Below are 18,499 nucleotides of genomic sequence, written 5' to 3' on the forward strand. Positions count from 1 at the left end.
CGGGTGCCGATCGCACCCATGGGTCCCGAGCAACAAAAAGCTCGGGAGGTAGGACCACAGGTGAAACCGGAAACACTCCGGCTTTCCCTGCGCGATGGCTTTACGGCTTATTTCGTGCTCTCCCCGGCGAGACCGGGCTTGTTTGTCACCGTCTTCGCAGGACGTTTCGCGCGTCTTGCGAGGAGACAAACCACTGGGGCGTCAGGACCACACGACTTCACCGTCCGCCTCACACGCACTCGTCAGTTGCGCGCTTAGCGTCCACCGCATCCCACACCACGTTCGTGACGATCGCGAGCCGCCCCTCGTGTCGGGTGAGACGGGCGTATCACTACACTGATTTTTGCTTCCGAAAAACCGAAATATTTTTCAATGAGGCACTTGCGCCGTCGGGCAAATCAGTGGCAGGGGCGCCGCCTTACGTGCCCATCGTGCTCTGGCCGGCCGGCGCGGGGAAGGACAGCCTGACCAACAGCCCGGGCGCGTTGTCGTGCAGTTCGATCTTCGCCCCGTGCAGGCTGGCGACCGCCGCGACCAGGCTGAGGCCGAGGCCGTTGCCCGGCGTATAGCGGCTCTGCTCGAGCCGATAGAACCGCTTGAAGACGCGGTCGTGCTGGTCGGTGGGAATGCCGGGACCGTCGTCGGCGACCGAAATCACCGCGCCGCCCTCGCAATTGTGGCAGCTCACGGTCACGTGTCCGCCGGGGCGGCCGTGCTTGATGGCATTGTCGACGAGATTGGCGATCGCATCGAACAAGAGGTCGCGATCGCCGGTCACCGGCACCTCACTGACCCCGGCGAGGCGGAGACGAGTCGCATCCTGCTCGGCCGCGGCGTCGTAGAGTTCGACCACCTCGTCGGCGATCTCGACGAGGTTGACGGTGCGAAACGCGTGCTTGCGGGCCCGCGTCTCGATCTCCGAGATCCGCGTGATCGAGGCGAACATCCGCAGCACCGAATCGAGATCGGCGATGGTGTCGCCGATTAGCGCCGCGTCGCCCTCGCTGTTCCGCGGCGCGTGATAGGCTTTCTCCAGCCGCCCGCGCATGCGGGTCAACGGCGTGCGCAGGTCGTGCGCAACGTTGTCGCTCGCCTGTTTCACCTCCCCCATCAGGGTCTCGATCCGGTCGAGCATCTGGTTGAGGTTCTCGGCAACGCGATCCCACTCGTCATGGCTGCCGTGGAGCGGAATGCGCAGGTCGAGCCCGGCCTGCATGATGGCGCGGCTCGTCGCATTGATGGATTCGATACGGCCGACGGTTCGTCGCGTCACCCCGATGCTGGCGACGGCCGCCAGCACGAAAAGCAGAACGGCAACTGCGACCCCAGCCGCCCTGATCCGCGCGGTAAAGCCGTCGAGATCGCTGATGTCGCGACCGACCAGCAGCCGGTCGCCATTGGCGAAGGTCTCGGTCACCCCCCGCACCAGCGGGTTCTCCGCCGCGAGCGTCGGTATCGACGCGCGAAATTCGGTCCATCCCCGCTCGGCGGCGCCATCGGGCCATCGCTTGAGGTTTCCGGCGAGCACCGCCGATCCCGGCCCGACCAGGACATAGACGTGATCGGCAAAGCCCCTGTCCGCGATGCGCTGCCGGATCAATTCGACCAACCCGTCGCGTCCCGACCGCACATAGGCCTCGCGCAGGCTCGCCTGCTCGGCCATGATCGCGCGATCCGACCGGCTCCGCACGTAGTCGGCGGTGGACCAGAAGACATAGGCGAAGATCGCAGAGACGATCAGGCCGAAGGTGCCGATGGCGATCAACGCCAGCTTGAACGTCGATGACGTTAAGGTCTTAGCCAGGAGCACGGAGGCAGTACCCGATGCCGCGGATCGTATGGATCAGCGGATAGGCTTGCTGATCGTCGACCTTGCGGCGCACGCGGCCGACATAGACGTCGATGATGTTGGTGGAGGGATCGAAATGCAGGTCCCAGACATGCTGCAACAGCATGGCGCGCGACACCACGCGGCCTTCGTTGCGCGCGAGATATTCGAGCAGCTGGAATTCCTTCGGCAGCAACGGAATCTTCCGGCCGCCGCGGCTCGCCGTCCGCGAGATCAGGTCGACGGCGAGGTCGCCGACCCGCAGGATGGTCTCCTTGGCAATGGTCTCGCTGCGCCGGCCCAGTGCCTCCAGGCGCGCCAGCAATTCGACGAAGGAGAACGGCTTGACCAGATAGTCGTCGCCGCCGGCGCGCAGGCCGCGCACCCGGTCGTCGACCTCCCCGAGTGCGCTGATGATCAGGAAGGGCGAACCGATCCCGTCGTCGCGCATCTGCCGCATCACCGTGATGCCGTCGATGTCGGGAAGCATGCGATCGATCGTGATCACCGCATAGTCGCGCGCCGCGCCCCGGCTCAGCGCCTCGCGGCCGTTCGCCGCCAGATCGACCTCATAGCCGCTGGTCGTCAGCTCTTCGACGAGCTGGCCTGCGGTTTCCGGATCGTCCTCGACGACGAGGATGCGGCGGTGACCTCCGGGCATCATCTCAAAACTCTCCGAACGGCCGGTGCGACGGTCGCCACCAGACTATCCCAATCCCGGGACAGACGGAAATGCCTGGTGACGACCGCGGCAACGGTGCGGCTCGCAGGCGCTAGTACCAGTAGTCCCCGCACACGTTGACCCAATGCCACCCGTAAGGCGTCCATGTCCGCCGGTAGCAGCCGTCATAGTAGCCGGCGTAGACGAAGGGCGCGCCGAAGAAGGCGAACCGGTGGAAGCGATGGTGCACGAAGCGGTGATGGAAGAAAGCGCCACGATGGAAGAAGCGCGCGCCGTGGAATCCGGCGCCGGCAAACCGCGGCCCGATCGCCGGTGCGCCGACGAAACGCGGACCGCCGAAATGTGCGCCGCTGAAATGTGCGCCGCCGCCCATGGCCGCAAAGGCCCCGCCGCCGCGCATGCCGCCTCCGAACCCACCGCCATGCATCCCGCCGCCGAAGCCGCCACCATGCATGCCGCCGCCGCCAAAGCCACCGCCATGCCCGCCGCCGCCACCGAAGCCGCCGCCATGCCCGCCGCCGCCACCGAAGCCGCCGCCACCTCTGGCGAAGGCCACCGGCGCAAACGCCACGCTGGCGGCGAGCGTCGCCGCCATGAGGCTAGTGAAGAACCTGTGCTTCATCGAAAGATCCTCCCTCGTTGGACCGCGGCAAACATCCCATCGCCGCAGGAAGAGGAGGATCAGAAGACGCAAACCGGCGCCGACCTTCAACTTACAAATGCGCCAGATTCTGACGCCGAAGTTAGTTTCGGGGCGAGAGGCTCCGAGCACGCCGGATGCCCTGGCGGCCACCGGCCTCTCCGTTGGCCGAGATCGACGGACATTTGGCTGGAATCATCGGGTGCCGATCGTTGAAGCGATCTGCCGAGCTTACTAATTGTTGGCCTACGTAAAGACGACGTCCGGGAGAGATCATGGACCAGCTTCACAGTTCTTCGATCGCCGAGGCCTCCCCTCTGCTTCGGCCGTAACCCGATCCGCAATGCAGTCGCACTTCACCTGCTGCCTCCCTCGGGCAGCGGGGTAACGAAGTGTGGCCTTTCGACAGCCAACCCAGGAGTTTGAGATGAGCGACAAGACCAAACGACCGTTCCTGACACACGCCTCCGGCGCACCTGTCACTGATAACGTCAACATCATGACGGCGGGGCCGCGCGGACCGGCGCTGTTGCAGGACGTCTGGCTGATCGAGAAGCTGGCGCATTTCCACCGCGAGGTGATCCCGGAGCGGCGCATGCATGCCAAGGGCGCCGGCGCCCACGGCACCTTCACCGTCACGCACGACATCACGCGCTACACCAAGGCCAGGATCTTCTCCGAGATCGGCAAGCAGACGCCGATGTTCGCGCGGTTCTCGACGGTCGCCGGCGAGCGCGGCGCGGCCGATGCAGAGCGCGACATCCGCGGCTTCGCGCTCAAATTCTACACCGATGAAGGCAATTGGGACGTGGTGGGCAACAACACGCCGGTGTTCTTCTTCCGCGATCCGCTGCGTTTCATCGACCTCAATCACGTGATCAAGCGACATCCGCGCACGGGGATGCGGGACCCGGACATGAACTGGGACTTCTGGACGCTGCTCCCGGAGGCGCTGCACCAGGTCACGATCGTGATGAGCGAGCGCGGCATCCCAAAAAGCTTCCGCCACCAGCACGGCTTCGGCAGCCACACCTACAGCCTGATCAACGCCAGCAATGAGCGCGTCTGGGTGAAATTCCATTTCCGCACTCAGCAGGGCGTCCAGAACCTGACCGATGCCGAGGCCGAGGCGCTGGTCGGCAGGGACCGCGAGAGCCATCAGCGCGACCTTTTCGAGAGCATCGAGAGTGGCGATTTCCCGCGCTGGACGCTGTTCATCCAGGTGATGACCGACGAACAGGCCAGGACGTTCCCGTTCAACCCGTTCGATCTGACGAAGGTCTGGCCGAAGGCGGACTATCCGCTGATCGAGGTCGGCTATTTCGAGCTCAACCGCAACCCGGAAAACTTCTTCGCCGAGGTCGAGCAGGCGGCATTCACGCCGGCGAACGTCGTGCCCGGCATCGGCTATTCGCCCGACAAGATGCTGCAGGCCCGCCTGTTCTCCTACGGCGACGCGCAGCGCTACCGTCTCGGCGTCAACCACCACCAGATCCCGATCAACGCGCCGAAATGCCCGTTCCACAGCTATCACCGGGACGGCGCGATGCGCACCGACGGCAATCTGGGCGACACGCCGGCCTATTGGCCGAACAGCCTGGGCGAATGGGCCGACCAGCCACAGCTGAACGAGCCGCCGCTCGAGATCACCGGTGCAGCCGCGCATTGGGATCACCGCGTGGATGACGACCACTGGCAGCAGCCGGGCGATCTGTTCCGGAAGATGAACGCCGCACAAAAGCAGGCGCTGTTCGACAACACCGCCCGACAGGTCGGCAATGCGTCCCGGCACATCCAGGAACGGCACGTCGCGAATTGCAGCAAGGGCGACCCGGCCTATGGCAAGGGCGTCGCCGAGGCGCTCAAGAGGTTTGCCGCCGGCGAGCTGTAGCGGACGTAGTGGCGGCGAGTTCTGCTCGCCGCCCCTGCCGCGGACTTACGTCGACTTGCCGCGCCCGCTCTTCTCGGCGGCGCGACGCACGGCTTCGAGGAGTGCAATCGTGCGTACGGAGCCCCCGCTAATCGCATGCCGTCAATGAGCCGTTCGCGTCCGGCGCGATACGTCGGATTGTCGCTGTTGGCAAAGGTCACATCACGGTAGCGGCGTATGAGTGCCGGAGGGGTGATACCGGAGATGCGTCAAGACCGACGTTGCCCCCGGCGACCTGGAGGCAGTTACGGGTTGCCATGGCACGGGCCGCGCACCACGTAAAAGCGGGGCCCATCGATTGGAGAACATCCGATGCGTTCTGTCCTGGCACTATGCTTTTTGATCGCTCTTTGCGCTTCCGCGGACGCCGCCGCCAGAGGGCATCAAGCCAAATCGCGACACGTCGTCATTCGTCCCAGCCAGGCCGTGCCCCCGAGCTACGCCACTCCGGATGGTGTGCGGGTCTATCGCGACGATTCCGTTCCAGGCGGATTCCGGACCGACCACGACGCCCCTCCTTCCTACGGTGATCCATCCAAGTTTGGCGGCCCCTGATCTGCGGCGACGAAATGAATTGGACGCAGGTCTGCTCCGGGTCAAAAGCAGCGGTTTGCTGCAGCGAGATTCACGTCGGTCTTGGGATTGCCTGCAACTTAGCTTGCTGAAATACGCTCACTTCCTACGTCGACTTGCCCCGCCCGCTCTTCTCGGCGGCGCGACGCAAAGCTTCCGCGAGCGCGCCGCCGCCGGACTGCGCCTCGGGCCGGCGCGGCGCCGACGACGACATCTTGGCCGAGCCGCGCGAAAAATCGCGCGACGCACCCGAGGTCTCCTTCTTCGAACCGACCTCGTCGTCGAGACGCAGCGTCAGCGCGATGCGCTTGCGCGCGACCTCGACGTCCAGCACCTTGACCTTGACGATGTCACCGGGCTTCACCACCTCGCGCGGGTCCTTGATGAAGTTCTTCGACATCGCCGAGATGTGCACGAGGCCGTCCTGGTGCACGCCGATATCGACGAAGGCGCCGAACGCGGCGACGTTGGTCACGGTGCCCTCGAGGATCATGCCCTTCTTGAGGTCCTTGACCTCCTCGACGCCTTCCTTGAACACCGCGGCCTTGAACGCCGGGCGCGGGTCGCGACCCGGCTTCTCCAGCTCGCGCAGGATGTCGGTGACGGTCGGCAGGCCGAACGTCTCGTCGACGAAGGTTTGCGGCTTGAGCTGACGCACCACGTCGGCATTGCCGATCAGCGCCTTGATGTCGCTCTTGGTCGCTTCAAGGATGCGCCGCACCACCGGATAGGCTTCGGGATGCACGCCGGATGAATCGAGCGGGTCCTCGCCGTTGCTGATGCGCAGGAAGCCGGCGCATTGCTCGAACGCCTTCGGACCGAGCCGCGGCACGTCCTTCAGCGCCTTGCGTGACTTGAACGGGCCATTGGCGTCGCGATGCTGCACGATGCTCTGCGCCAGTCCCTGGCCGATGCCGGAGACGCGCGCGAGCAGCGGGACCGACGCGGTGTTGGCGTCGACGCCGACCGCGTTCACGCAGTCCTCCACCACGGCATCGAGCGAGCGCGCGAGCTTGGCTTCGCCGAGGTCGTGCTGATACTGGCCGACGCCGATCGCCTTGGGGTCGATCTTGACGAGCTCGGCGAGCGGATCCTGCAGGCGCCGCGCGATCGACACCGCGCCGCGCATGGTGACGTCGAGTTCGGGCAACTCCTGCGAGGCAAAGGCCGAGGCCGAATAGACCGATGCACCGGCCTCCGAGACCACGATCTTGGTCATCTTGCGGTCGGACAGCCGCTTCACGAGCTCGGTCGCGAGCTTGTCGGTCTCGCGCGAGGCGGTGCCGTTGCCGATCGCGATCAATTCGACGCCGTGCTCGATCGCAAGCTTGCCGAGGATGGCGAGCGCCTCGTCCCAGCGCCGTTGCGGCTCGTGCGGAAAGATCGCGGTGGTCGCGAGCACCTTGCCGGTGGCATCGACGACGGCGACCTTGACGCCGGTGCGGTAGCCCGGGTCGAGCCCCATGGTGGCGCGCGCGCCGGCGGGTGCCGCAAGCAGGAGATCGCGCAAGTTCGAGGCGAACACCCGTACCGCCTCGGTCTCGGCCGCGGTCCACAGCCGCATCCTCAGATCGATATTGAGATGGATCTGAATCTTGGTGCGCCAGGCCCAGCGCACCGTCTCCATCAGCCATTTGTCGCCCTTGCGACCCTGGTCGGAGACGGCAAAGCGGTTCATGATTTTCAGTTCGTAGGCGCCGGGCACCCCGGCAACAGGGGCCTGCGCCTCCGGCTTGATCTGAAGGTCGAGGATCTCCTCCTTCTCGCCGCGGAACAGCGCCAGGATGCGGTGCGACGGCAGCTTCGGCAGCGGCTCGCTGAAATCGAAATAATCCTTGAACTTCTCGCCTTCGGTCTTCTTGCCCTGGCGCACGGCCGAAGCCATCACGCCGTTCGACCACATCTCCTCGCGCAGCGCACCGATCAGGTCGGCGTCCTCGGCGAAGCGCTCGACCAGGATCGCGCGTGCGCCGTCGAGCGCAGCGGCGACATCGGCGACCTGCTTCTCGGCATCGACGAATGGCGCGGCAACGACGTTCGGATCGTTCTGCGGCTCGGTCAAGAGCTTGTCGGCCAGCGGCTCGAGCCCGGCCTCCTTGGCAATCTCCGCCTTGGTGCGACGCTTCGGCTTGAACGGCAGGTAAATGTCCTCAAGGCGGCCCTTGCTGTCGGCGGCCATGATCTGCGCTTCCAGCGCGGCATCGAGCTTGCCCTGCTCGCGGATCGAATTGAGCACCGCGGTGCGGCGCTCCTCCAGCTCGCGCAAATAGGTCAGGCGTTCTTCCAGAGTACGCAGTTGCGCGTCATCGAGCGCGCCGGTCAGCTCCTTGCGGTATCGCGCGATGAACGGGACCGTCGCGCCGCCGTCGAGCAGCGTCACCGCCGCCTCGACCTGCTCGTCGCGAACACCCAGCTCCTGCGCAATCTGATGATGAATCTTTGCCACGCTCGTCTCTCTGACACATCGCGCCGCCGAACTTTCGGCACCGCGGACGCCGCTTATGGACCATCCCGGATTGATTCAGCAAGGCGCGCTGTGGATCAAATTTGGTGTCCGGCCGTGCGTTATGTCCGGGATGTGTGCCTTCCGCGACTTGACAAATAAATGCGCGCCGCATTGCCGCCCAAAATCGCGGCCTTCTCATCGGCCGGCAAATCATCCAGCAATGTCGCGGTGGCGGCAAACCATTTTGCATAGCCGCCGGCGAGATCGACCACCGGCCAGTCGCTTCCCCACAGCACGCGCTGCGGCCCGAATTGCGCGAGGACATGATCGACGGCCGAGCTGAGATCGGCGACCTGCCAGTCGGATGCCGCCTCCGTCACCAGTCCCGACAATTTGCAGACGATGTTGGACCGCGCCGCAAGGCTGGCGATATCGTCCTTCCAGGCCGCGATGTCGCCGGTCGCAAGATGCGGCTTGCCGAAATGGTCGAGCACGAATTGCAGGTCGGGGTGACGATCGACCACCTCCACGAGCCGCGACAGGTGCCGCGGCAGCACCAGAGCGTCGAACGCCAGGCGATGCCGTGCCATCGCGGCGAGCAGCGGCGCCAGCGCGGGGCGCAGCAGCCAGTCGTCATCGGCGATGTCCTGCACCATCGGCCGCAGTCCGACGAGAAGCTCACGCCCTGCCAGCGCCTCGATCCGCGCTGCGGCATCCGCGGCGTCGAAATCGATCCAGCCGACCACGCCGCGCACGACGACGCTGCCGTCGGCCAAATCGAGCAGGAACAACGTCTCCGCTTCGGTCGGCGCCGCCTGCACCAGGATCGTCCCTGCGATTCCGGCGGCGGCGAGGTGCGGCGCCAGGTCGGCGAGGCCGAAGTCGCGGTAGATCGGCTTCAGATCCGGCGTCAGCCAGCCATAATCGCCGCGCGACAGCCGCCAGACATGGTGATGCGCATCGATCCGCATCACGCCGGTACCGGCGCGTCGGCGTCGAGCAGGTGCTCGGCCTTCAGATCGCGCCACAGCGCCGACGGCACCGGCGTTGAAAGCGCTTCGACGTTGCGCTCGACCTCCTGCGGCGTCTGCGCGCCCAGCACCAGGCTCGCGACCGTGGGATGGCCGAGCGCGAAATGCAGCGCGGCAGTCGGCAGAGCCACGCCATGCGCGCGACAGACACGCTCGATCCGCGCCACCTTCTGCATGATCTCGGGCGGCGCATCGCGATAATTGTACTTGGCGCCGGCAACCGCGCCGGTCGCCAGAATGCCGGAGTTGAACACGCCGCCGAGCATCACGCCGATGCCCTGCGCTTGCGCCAGCGGCAGAAATTCGGCAAGCGCCGGCTGCTCCAGCAGCGAATAGCGCCCCGCAAGCAGCATGGTGTCGAACTGCCCTGCCCTGGCGAAACGCACGCACATCTCGGCCTCGTTGACGCCGACCCCGATGCCCCGGACCACGCGCTCGGAGCGAAGCTTGTCGAGCGCGACATAGGCGCCCGCCATCGCCTCGCGAAAGCGATCCTCGATGGCATCAAGGCCATGGGTCCAGACGTCGACGTCGTGGATCAGCAACAGGTCGAGCCGATCGGTTCCAAGCCGCAGCAGCGATTGCTCCACCGAGCGCATCGTGCCGTCATAGGAATAGTCAATCACCGCCCGATGCGGCTGGCCGCCGACGAAGTTGGAGGCGCCGCCGCGATCGTGGAACGGATCCATCCAGCGCCCGACCTTGGTGCAGACGACGATTCCATCGCGCGCCACGCGGCGAAGCGCCGTCCCGCAGCGGTGCTCGGCGAGGCCATGCCCGTAAAGCGGCGACGTATCGAGCAGATTGACGCCGAGCCCGAACGCCCGCTCCGCTGCGGCGATCGCCGCAGCGTCGTCAAGCCTGGCGAAGAGATCGCCGAGCGGCGCGGTCCCGAAGCCGAGGATGGAGACATTGAGCCCGGTGCGGCCAAGCCTGCGCCGCGGCAGGGCGGGCATCAGAGCCGCGCCGGGGGATTGTTCGTGACTCATTTGCGCCTCGCCGGCAATTCTTCTTGCTTGCGGGGCAGACTAGCGTCCCGGACGCGGGTCGCACAAGCCGGGGCGGCATCCAGTTCGCGCGCGGAACTCCTTTGAAACCCCGAGAGAATTCCCGGGAGCACGCACGATTGCCGCGTGTAGTCGGCGTGGATTGCGGGCTCGGCGCTACGAAAAACCGTTGATTTTGCGAGAGCGATCACCCGTCATGATCGCGTCGACGGTGCACATTTGATAGATTGCCGCACGGGTCGCGTCCAAGGCGGCTACGGATGGTCTCCATAACGCGAGCAGGAACATGGCCAGCAAGCATTTGCTTCAAGGGCTGATAAAATGGACGGCTCGTGAACCATGGCGCGATCGGTTCGAGCAGATCCTTGAGGATCATCTGCAACCCACCTGCGACGAAACAGGTCTTGAGGCCGACGATATCGTCGCAACTGTCGGCGAAGACCTGTTCATAAGTTCGGCGTGGGCCTGCGCTTTCGAAGATTTCCTAACTCGTGAATTCGACGACGGCAGCAACGCTATCGACGACTACCTGAAACGCCGCGGCTGGAAAGAGACGGCGAGCGTTCGCACCTACATGGCCGCGCTGCGCGACTCGACAATGAGCCTCTACGAAGTGAGCGATATCGTCCGCGACACGTCGTTCCGGGCACGCGACCTTATCCGCGGCGGCGAGCCAGTCCTGGTCAGCGAGCGGAGCGCGACGCGCGCTCTCAAGCCGTGGGATCGCATCGCCGCACGCGTCGTTCAGGTGGGATCGCGAACGCAGATCGGTGGCGGCGTGCTGCCGTTCGAACACCGGACAGCGGAAGCTTTGATAGAGGCTTTGCGCGAATTCGAGACGCTCGGCGACGAGAAAAAGCAGAAGCTTGCCGAAGCGATCGGACGGGATTTCGACGATGCGGTCGATCTTTCTCCGACGGAAATGCTACGCGCACTAGCTCCCGTGTTCACGACCTTTTGGCTCACCGACCTGATCAATCGAATCGAAGCACCGGAAACTCCCGATTTGCACAACGCCGAAGGCGACGAACTGGTGCTGTGCGAGGTGCGATACCCGCTCGCAGCCGACACGACGATCGACGACATCCAGACGATCCTGGGGGCCCGCCCCGAGTTTCGTCCAGCAACCACGATGTCGTGGAACTGGGTCCGCCTGGAGAAGCCGGTTGCGGCGTCATCGGATGCCCGAGAGAAATCGCGGGAATCGCTGACATTCGAGACCTGGCATGAAGATGGCGCGCTCGTGCTCGGCCATGTGGAATTGGACGACAGGTCGCTGGTGCTCGCCGTCAACTCCAGGCAGCGTGCCGACACGGGACGCGCGCTGCTGTCCAAGATACTCGGGCGACGCGCCGGGCAGCCCTCGGTCACGACGGAAACCATTGAGCAAGCCGTTGCATCACGGGGTGCTGCCATGCCGCAGCAGCTTGATATCCCCGAGGAGGAACGTCGTGCCATCATCCATGATCACATGGACCGACACTATCACGACGTGCTCGATCAGCCAGTTCCGATGCTTGGAGACCAGTCGCCACGTGCCGCGGTCAGAACGGCCAACGGACGGATCAAAGTGGCGGATTGGCTCAAGATGTTGGAGAACCGGACGGCAAAATCCGCTGACGCCGACAGCGCAATGGCAAACTACAAATTCGACTGGCTATGGACCGAGTTGGGTATTAGCGAATTGCGGCGATGAACGAGATGGCCAAACGTCGGCATAGCGGCCCTGAGTAGCCCTGGCAACCGATCGCTGCGGAGTTTCATTCTCACGCCGGTGGTCGGATGCGCCGGCGCAGATTCGCGCTCCACGCGTGAGCGTCCCCACCGCTTCGGTCGCGCCGCCGTTCAGCGGGAAGCCTTTCGCGACCATGCCCCGACAAATGTCGGAAGAGCAAAAACTCCGCGTTGCGCGATCCTCTCCGCTCGCAGACGTTCGGCAAAGCTGTCCAGCGCCAGGTCTTGCTCGGTGGCGACGCCAAGCCGCACGATGTGAGGCAGGTTGCTGCGCAATCCGCTTGCCATGTAGTCATAGCCATCGAAATCCGGGCCGCCTCCCGCCGGGGCGAACAGGTTCATGCGCGGAGACGGAAGACCGGCCGCGACGAAGACGCCGTGCAGCGACAGTCCCATCCGGTTGTTCAGCCCCGCGCGCTGGAACATCTCCTTCACATATCCCCACGCCTGCGACAGCAGCGGAGACGGCGGAACGGCAATCGGGCCGTCGCCCCAATCGATATCCTGGAACGCCACGATACCACCCGGCTTGACGTGCGCGAGCAGTCGTCGGACCGCGGCTGCGGGATCCCTGAGATAGATCAGGACGAGGCGGCCGATGATCGCGTCGAAATCCCGCTCGAGCTCGAGCGTATCGATGTCGCCGACCCGGAACGAGACCTGGTCGAGGCGCCGCGCGCGCGCCATGCGCGTGGCTTCCTCGACGATTTCAGGATTGCTGTCGATACCGACGACCCGGCCGCTTTCTCCGACCAGGCCTGCGGCGATGAAGGACACGTTGCCGGCGCCGCTGCCGATGTCGAGCACCTTCATGCCCTCGGAGAGACCTGCCTCCTCGAACAATTGCCGCGTGGAGGCGTCGTAGAGCTGCGATTGCCGCCGGAGCCTGTCGGTCTCCGCCGTGGAGCGTCCCATCACGTAGTTCGGATCGTATCCGGAAGCGTCTTGCATGGGTGTACCAGCCTTCTATTTGTGAGCATGCGCGGCCGGATTGCGGTTCGGCATGACCGCCGTCCTTTTCCCGCCTGCGCTCACTCCGATGTCAGACTTGAAATGAAGGCCTGCAGGTCCGCCATGAAGCGTTGCTCGAACTCGATGGAGCGGTGGGGCGTGTGGCCGCAACCGCCATAACGAATGATTTCGGCATGCGGGTTATCGTGCGCGAGGCGAGTCTCATGGCCCTCCAACAGGGCAGCCCCAAGCCTCGGATCGGATTGAGTGATCCGGACTGGACATAAGAATTTCCGCTCGGTCGCAATCGCCGCAAGAACGGAGGTCGCGATATTGCCCCAGCAGCGCCCGTCCTGTCGCTGCAGCGCCGAAGCGTGACTGAGGAGATGGCGGGCGCCGAAATGATCGCTGCCGATCCCGCCCATGGGCGTTGGCGAGTTTGCAAGAAACGCAAGATACGCGGCGAGTGGCGCTCGCTCTCGCTGCCACGTCGCCTGACGCGCGCTGACGATCGCGAAGAGTTTTGGGAATACTGACCTTTCCCACTCGCCCGGCTCGCCAAGATACCACGGCGGATCCTCGAGGAAGACGGCGCGCACATTGGCACGACCGCTCTGTGCCAGCACGCCGGCGACGCAGCCGCCGAGCGAGTGTGCGACGATCACCGCCGGTCGTTCGATTGCTGCCAGTACGGTCTCGGCATCCGAGACGTAGTCCGCAAGCTCGTAGCTCGGTGCCCGGTCCGAATGCCCGTGTCCACGAAAATCCAGGGTCCAGACGCTATATCGATCCTTCAGCCGTTCGGCGATCTCCTCCCAGGTGTCGCGACTGAGCGACAAGCCGTGCAAGAATAGAATTGGTTCACCATCCGTTGGGCCATGAACCGATACGGCGAGTTTGACGCCCTTGTTGTCCAGCGTGATGTCGGTCACCGAAAATCTCCCCTACGAAGTGGCTGGATTGCCGTTCGGGTCATGCCGTCCCCCGATCTCAGCGCCTGAGTTGCCGGAACTTGTCGGACAGGCGGTCGAGATAGCCGACCCAGGTCGCATTGATCGGCTGCTCCTCGATCAGGGCATGGAACCGGATCATGATGCAGATGAGGAACACCGGCGTGATGAAGGCCGCGCGCAACGTCGACGCCACGAGGGCCGCCACCAGCACGGTGACCAGCGCGCCGTAGTCCCGCGCCGCTTCCGGCAGCACCGTCGTCGCGAGGCCTGCGGGGACGAGCAGCAACAGCCACAGCAGGACGCTCAAGACCCGTTCGACGACGACCATCCAGACCGCGGTCTTCAGAATCGGACTGGCATTCTGGCAATAATACACCAGGCCGTCCTGCACGCTGCGCCACGGATCGCCGCCGCCGCGCGCGAGGTCATAGGAGAGAATGACCTTGTCCAGATAGCGCGTGGCGGCGGCCAGTACGGCGTTGACGAGACCGACGATCGTGCTGACGCCCGGGGTCGGCAGCCATTCATCGAGCGTGTCGAGCGCGTTGTGAAACGCGCGCAAGATGTCGCGAACAAGCACGCCCAGTCCGAACAGCGCCGCGACCTCGCCGAATCTGGCGACGACGATCCGCCGGCCATAGGCGAACTGTCCCTCATCACCATTGCCGATGCGGCCCTGCGTGATCAACTCGGTCAGCACGGCGACATGGCCGCACGCGACCAGATGCAGCACATATCGCAGCGCTGCTCCCCAGATCCATCCGCCGACGAGGAGAACGCCGACGAGCCAGCAGACGCCGAACGTCATCGACACGTGCGTGCCGAGCCAGGCCGCGCCGCCGGCACCACACCCGATCCAGATGACGCAGGCTGTGGCCGATCCCAGCAGGACTCCCCAGCGCGCGAATGCGTAAGGCAGGGTCTTGATCAACAACCCCAGCGCCGTCGCCAGGCCGTGATCGCGGACGACCAGCGGATATGAATGCGGGATTCCTCTCTCGTTGCTGTCATCGGGCAAACCATCGCCGGTTCGGACAGCATCATCGGCCACATCCATGTGAGACATTTGCCTTCGCTTTCGTTGCCGTGACCGATCGAGTACTGCGCAGCGCTATTGCGGGATCAGCTCGACGCGGCGATTTTTGGCGCGGCCATCCTCGTTGGCATTGCTGGCGATCGGCGCCAGCAGACCGGCCCCATGGCCCTTCAACCGCGCGGGGTTGATCCCGTAGGTGGCGACGAGATCGGCCACCACGGCGTCGGCCCGCGCCTGCGAGAGCTGCATGTTGAAATCGAATCCGCCGACATTGTCGGTGTGGCCAACGAGATAGACCTTGCGCGCGGAATCCTTCTTCAGGAAGGCGGCGATCTCGTCGAGCGCGGTACGCGAATCCGGCTTCAGTTGCGCCTTGTTGAAGTCGAACAGGATGCCGGACAGGATCACCTGGCCGGCGCTGTCCAGCCGCTTGGCAATGTCGGCGGCCGAGACCGCGACCATGCCGTTCTTCAGCTCGCCGCTCTGCACCGCGTCGAGCCGGACAACGACCTGGCCCTTTTCGACGGTGAGGTCCGGATTGTAGCCGCCGTCATATTCGACGATGTAGAGCGCGATCGAGGTCTTGGCCCCGCCGTCCTCCTTCACCGCCGCGAGATAGCGCGATTGATCGGGGCTGTAGGCCACGATCTGGCCGCCGGGCCCCATGCTCTCGAAGAAGCTGCCCTGCGCGGCACCGAAGCCCGGCCCCTTGGCCTCATAAAGCACGCGATAGCCGGCCGACGCGAGATACTCCTTGTAGCTGCGGAAGACCTCCGCCGACGACGCCCCCTTCGGGATCGTATAGAGCAATTGCGTGAGCCGGCCCTCGAGCTCCTGCTTGTCCTCGATCTCGGCCGTGTTGGTGCGGAAGTCGAAGCCGGTGATCCGGCCCGTCGGCAGCGTATATTCGGCAAAATTCCTGGAATCGCACAGCGCGATCGAGGCGTTCTGAAAACGCATCATGCCCTCGAAATCGCGGCACCCCGCTCTGTCGGCTGCGGCCGCGGGCTGCGCGGCGAGAGCGAGCCACGCTGCGGCGACAAGGTATGCGGACGCGGGGAGTATTTTCCGTCGACGTGAGAACATCGGACTTTCCGGTGGGTTGGAGGCAAATCGTGGGGTGGATCGGTAGCGATCGCCGGGCGCATCGCAGCGCCGGCGCCACGGGGCTGACGGCGGTGCGATGCGGAGGCGCCGGCAGGGAGGCGGCATGAACAAAGCAACATCGGTCCCACTGATGGAACCGATGTTGCGGCGCGCGATCAGTGGCCGGCTTGCAGTTCGGCGTAGTTGCCGTCCTTGTCGCGCCGGTACACGACATAGTCGATCACGGTGATGTCGCCTTTCGACGTGTAGCTGATCTTGCCGAGCACGGTGTCCCAGCTCCCGGCCTTGATCACCGCGGCGACCTTTTTGGCATCCGTGGTGCGGGCGCTGGCAACGGCCTCGCTCCAGATCTGGAACGCGGCATAGCTGTAGAGCGTGTAGCCGTCGGGATCGATGCCCTTGTCCTTGAACCTCTTGATGATCGCGGCCGCCGCCGTCTTCTTCTGCGGGTCGGGCGCAAAGGTGAACAGCGAACCCTCAGCGAGCGGTCCGGCAATCGCCGCGAATTGCTTGTCCACCAGCGCATCACCGCCCATCAGCACGGCCGGCACCCCCTGGTCGCGCATCTGGCGCAGGATCAGCCCGGCCTCGGCGAAATAGCCGCCGACATAGACGAGATCGATCGCCTCCTTCTTGAAGCGGGACACCAGCGCAGCGAAATCCTGGTCGCCCTTGTTGTAGGCCTCGTAGAGCTTCTCCCGCACGCCCGCCGCGTTGATGGCGGCGCGGGTTTCGTCGGCGAGGCCTTTGCCGTAGGTCGTCTTGTCGTGGATGATCGCGATGTTCTTGGTCTTGTAGTTCTTGATGATGAAGGCGGCCGCGACCTTGCCCTGCTGGTCGTCGCGGCCGCAGACGCGAAACGTGTTCCACAGGCCCCGTTCGGTAAACAGCGGATTGGTCGAGCCGGGCGTGATCTGCAGCACGTTGCCCTCGGCATAGGTGTCGGAGGCCGGGATCGACGTCGACGAGCAGAAGTGGCCGTCGACGAAGGGGATCTTCCTCCCCACCATCTTCTCCGCAACCGACACCGCCTGTTTGGGATCGCAGGCGTCGTCGCCGACCTCGAGCTTCAGCTTCTTGCCGAGCAGGCCACCGGCCGCGTTGATATCGGCAACGGCCAGTTCCGCGCCGTTCTTGAACTGCTGGCCGAAGCTCGCCTCCGTACCGGTCATCGGGCCGACCACGGCAACGCTGATGTCCTGGGCCATGGCGGCGCCGGACAGCGCCAGGCTCATGCCGAACACAACAAGATATCGGTGCAGCGGAAATTTCATCACATTCTCCTCGTGGGTCCTGGCTGCTTCAATGCATCGCCAAGGATGAATCACCCCGAACGGGACGATCATCCGGGGGCCGCCTTTTAGGCGCGCCGCAGACGCGAGGCTCGGACAGACGCGACGAAGGATTGGACAGGCACGACATCGGCCGACAATGTGAATGTGCGTTACCGCACACTCGCCCAGGGAAACGACGTCTCTCCGGCCGCCATGGCGGAGACGATTGCGACGGATGCCGGTCGGGAAGCGGAGAGTTTTACGGTAGGAATGCCGCGGCGCGAATCTCCGAAGGCGTCGCACCGTAGTGCCGGCGGAAGGTGCGGTTGAAGTAGGACAGATCGCCAAACCCGGATTCGAACGCGATCGTGCCGATGGTGCTGTCGATCCGGCGCGGATCGGTCAGCAGACGATGCGCGCGCGCCAGGCGCTGGCCGAGCACGAATTCGGAGAACGTCGAGCCCGCGCCTTCGAACAACCGCTGGATGTGGCGTGGTGTCAGTCTCAGCCGCGCCGCCACCGCTGAGATAGTCAGATCGCCGTAGCCGAGATTCTCGCTGATGTCGGCCTTGATCGCGGCGAGCCGCGCGGCGGCCAGCCCTCGATCTTCCGCCATCGCCGTGCCATCGCGGCTCGCACCGATCACCAGCGACCCAAGGTCGATCAAATGGGTGACCACGGCGCGGACCAGTTCGGGCGACGTCAATCGATAGCTGTCGTCGAGCTCCCGGATGTAGAGCGCGAGCAGCCGCAGCGCTTCCGTGTTGGCGGGCAGCGCACGCATCAGCATGTTTTCGGGATCGGCGACCAGCGGCGCGAGCGCCTTGCGCGGCAGCCGCAAGCCCATGAAGCGCGTCGGCGACAATGGAACGGACATGTTGCCGGCTTCCGCGCTCGACATCAGCACGCCTTCACCCGGATTGAGCTTGAGCTCCCGACCACGTTGCACTGCGTTCATGATGCCGCTGGTGGCAATGGTCAGGACGAGATCGTCGGTGCCGTCGAGCAGCTCGCGCGGTCTTGCGATCCGCAAATTGGCGCAGGTCCAGGATCCGACACCGAGCCCGGGCAGCTCGCGCACATTCGCTTCGGCATGGAACGCGCCGTCGACCAGCGGCTCCGGATCGAGCTTCACGATCATGCGCCCGATCTGCTCCCGGAAGATCGGCAGTCGATCTCGTTCGGCCCAGTCCGCGGTCGAGAACTGAAAGTCGGTGATATCCGTCGACGTTGATGTCATCGGCTCATCCTTGTGGCGGCGGGATGCCGCCGGGGATATGCGGCTGATTTGTGGCAAAACACGATGC

Annotated in this window: 14 protein-coding genes; 2 read left to right on the plus strand and 12 right to left on the minus strand. The window is 64.8% G+C overall.

The window, feature by feature from the left end; genetic code table 11:
- Positions 1–418 precede the first annotated feature (418 nt).
- The 3 genes from ACFFWD_RS27505 to ACFFWD_RS27515 all read right to left on the minus strand — a co-directional run bounded on the left by ACFFWD_RS27505 (position 419) and on the right by ACFFWD_RS27515 (position 3,132).
- On the minus strand, positions 419–1,810 hold the full coding sequence (locus ACFFWD_RS27505) for a sensor histidine kinase (protein WP_376970558.1): 1,392 nt from the start codon (positions 1,808–1,810) through the stop codon (positions 419–421).
- On the minus strand, positions 1,797–2,489 hold the full coding sequence (locus tag ACFFWD_RS27510) for a winged helix-turn-helix domain-containing protein (RefSeq protein ID WP_376970605.1): 693 nt from the start codon (positions 2,487–2,489) through the stop codon (positions 1,797–1,799). Before ACFFWD_RS27510 ends, ACFFWD_RS27505 begins: the two co-directional genes overlap by 14 nt.
- 112 nt (positions 2,490–2,601) lie before the next feature.
- Entirely contained in the window at positions 2,602–3,132 is a 531-nt protein-coding gene (locus tag ACFFWD_RS27515; protein WP_376970561.1) for a hypothetical protein, read from the minus strand.
- 445 nt (positions 3,133–3,577) lie between these two features.
- On the opposite strand from ACFFWD_RS27515, the gene ACFFWD_RS27520 reads away from it, so the two are divergent.
- On the plus strand, positions 3,578–5,041 hold the full coding sequence (locus tag ACFFWD_RS27520; RefSeq protein WP_376970563.1) for a catalase: 1,464 nt from the start codon (positions 3,578–3,580) through the stop codon (positions 5,039–5,041).
- A gap of 718 nt (positions 5,042–5,759) precedes the next feature.
- Here ACFFWD_RS27520 and ACFFWD_RS27525 read toward each other — a convergent pair.
- From ACFFWD_RS27525 to ACFFWD_RS27535, 3 genes are all read right to left on the minus strand, one after another.
- Positions 5,760–8,099, minus strand: a complete 2,340-nt coding sequence (locus tag ACFFWD_RS27525) for a Tex family protein (protein WP_376970565.1) — start codon at positions 8,097–8,099, stop codon at positions 5,760–5,762.
- A gap of 119 nt (positions 8,100–8,218) precedes the next feature.
- Positions 8,219–9,070 carry an amidohydrolase family protein gene (locus ACFFWD_RS27530; protein WP_376970607.1) on the minus strand — a complete coding sequence of 284 codons (852 nt, stop codon included), beginning with the start codon at positions 9,068–9,070 and terminating at the stop codon, positions 8,219–8,221.
- Positions 9,070–10,119, minus strand: a complete 1,050-nt coding sequence (locus tag ACFFWD_RS27535; protein ID WP_376970567.1) for an aldo/keto reductase — start codon at positions 10,117–10,119, stop codon at positions 9,070–9,072. Before ACFFWD_RS27535 ends, ACFFWD_RS27530 begins: the two co-directional genes overlap by 1 nt.
- 304 nt (positions 10,120–10,423) lie before the next feature.
- On the opposite strand from ACFFWD_RS27535, the gene ACFFWD_RS27540 reads away from it, so the two are divergent.
- A complete protein-coding gene (locus ACFFWD_RS27540; protein WP_376970569.1) occupies positions 10,424–11,833 on the plus strand; it encodes a DUF7986 domain-containing protein in 1,410 nt (469 codons plus the stop codon).
- Positions 11,834–11,982: 149 nt separating this feature from the next.
- On the opposite strand, the gene ACFFWD_RS27545 is transcribed toward ACFFWD_RS27540, so the two are convergent.
- From ACFFWD_RS27545 to ACFFWD_RS27570, 6 genes are all read right to left on the minus strand, one after another.
- Positions 11,983–12,822, minus strand: coding sequence for a class I SAM-dependent methyltransferase (locus ACFFWD_RS27545; RefSeq protein ID WP_376970571.1), 840 nt, complete (start codon positions 12,820–12,822; stop codon positions 11,983–11,985).
- An 80-nt stretch (positions 12,823–12,902) separates the two neighbouring features.
- Positions 12,903–13,754 (minus strand): alpha/beta fold hydrolase, encoded by an 852-nt coding sequence (locus ACFFWD_RS27550; protein ID WP_376970573.1) that lies wholly within the window; start codon positions 13,752–13,754, stop codon positions 12,903–12,905.
- A gap of 58 nt (positions 13,755–13,812) precedes the next feature.
- Entirely contained in the window at positions 13,813–14,841 is a 1,029-nt protein-coding gene (locus ACFFWD_RS27555) for a hypothetical protein (protein WP_376970575.1), read from the minus strand.
- Between the two features lie 45 nt (positions 14,842–14,886).
- The gene (locus tag ACFFWD_RS27560; RefSeq protein ID WP_376970609.1) at positions 14,887–16,023 is read right to left on the minus strand and encodes an OmpA family protein; all 1,137 of its coding nucleotides are present in this window, start codon (positions 16,021–16,023) and stop codon (positions 14,887–14,889) included.
- 50 nt (positions 16,024–16,073) lie between these two features.
- Positions 16,074–17,192, minus strand: coding sequence for a branched-chain amino acid ABC transporter substrate-binding protein (locus ACFFWD_RS27565; RefSeq protein WP_376970577.1), 1,119 nt, complete (start codon positions 17,190–17,192; stop codon positions 16,074–16,076).
- A 259-nt stretch (positions 17,193–17,451) separates the two neighbouring features.
- Positions 17,452–18,432, minus strand: coding sequence for an AraC family transcriptional regulator (locus ACFFWD_RS27570; RefSeq protein ID WP_376970579.1), 981 nt, complete (start codon positions 18,430–18,432; stop codon positions 17,452–17,454).
- Between the last annotated feature and the right edge of the window lie 67 nt (positions 18,433–18,499).

The organism is Bradyrhizobium erythrophlei (genome assembly GCF_042430365.1).
GTDB classification, from domain to species: domain Bacteria; phylum Pseudomonadota; class Alphaproteobacteria; order Rhizobiales; family Xanthobacteraceae; genus Bradyrhizobium; species Bradyrhizobium erythrophlei.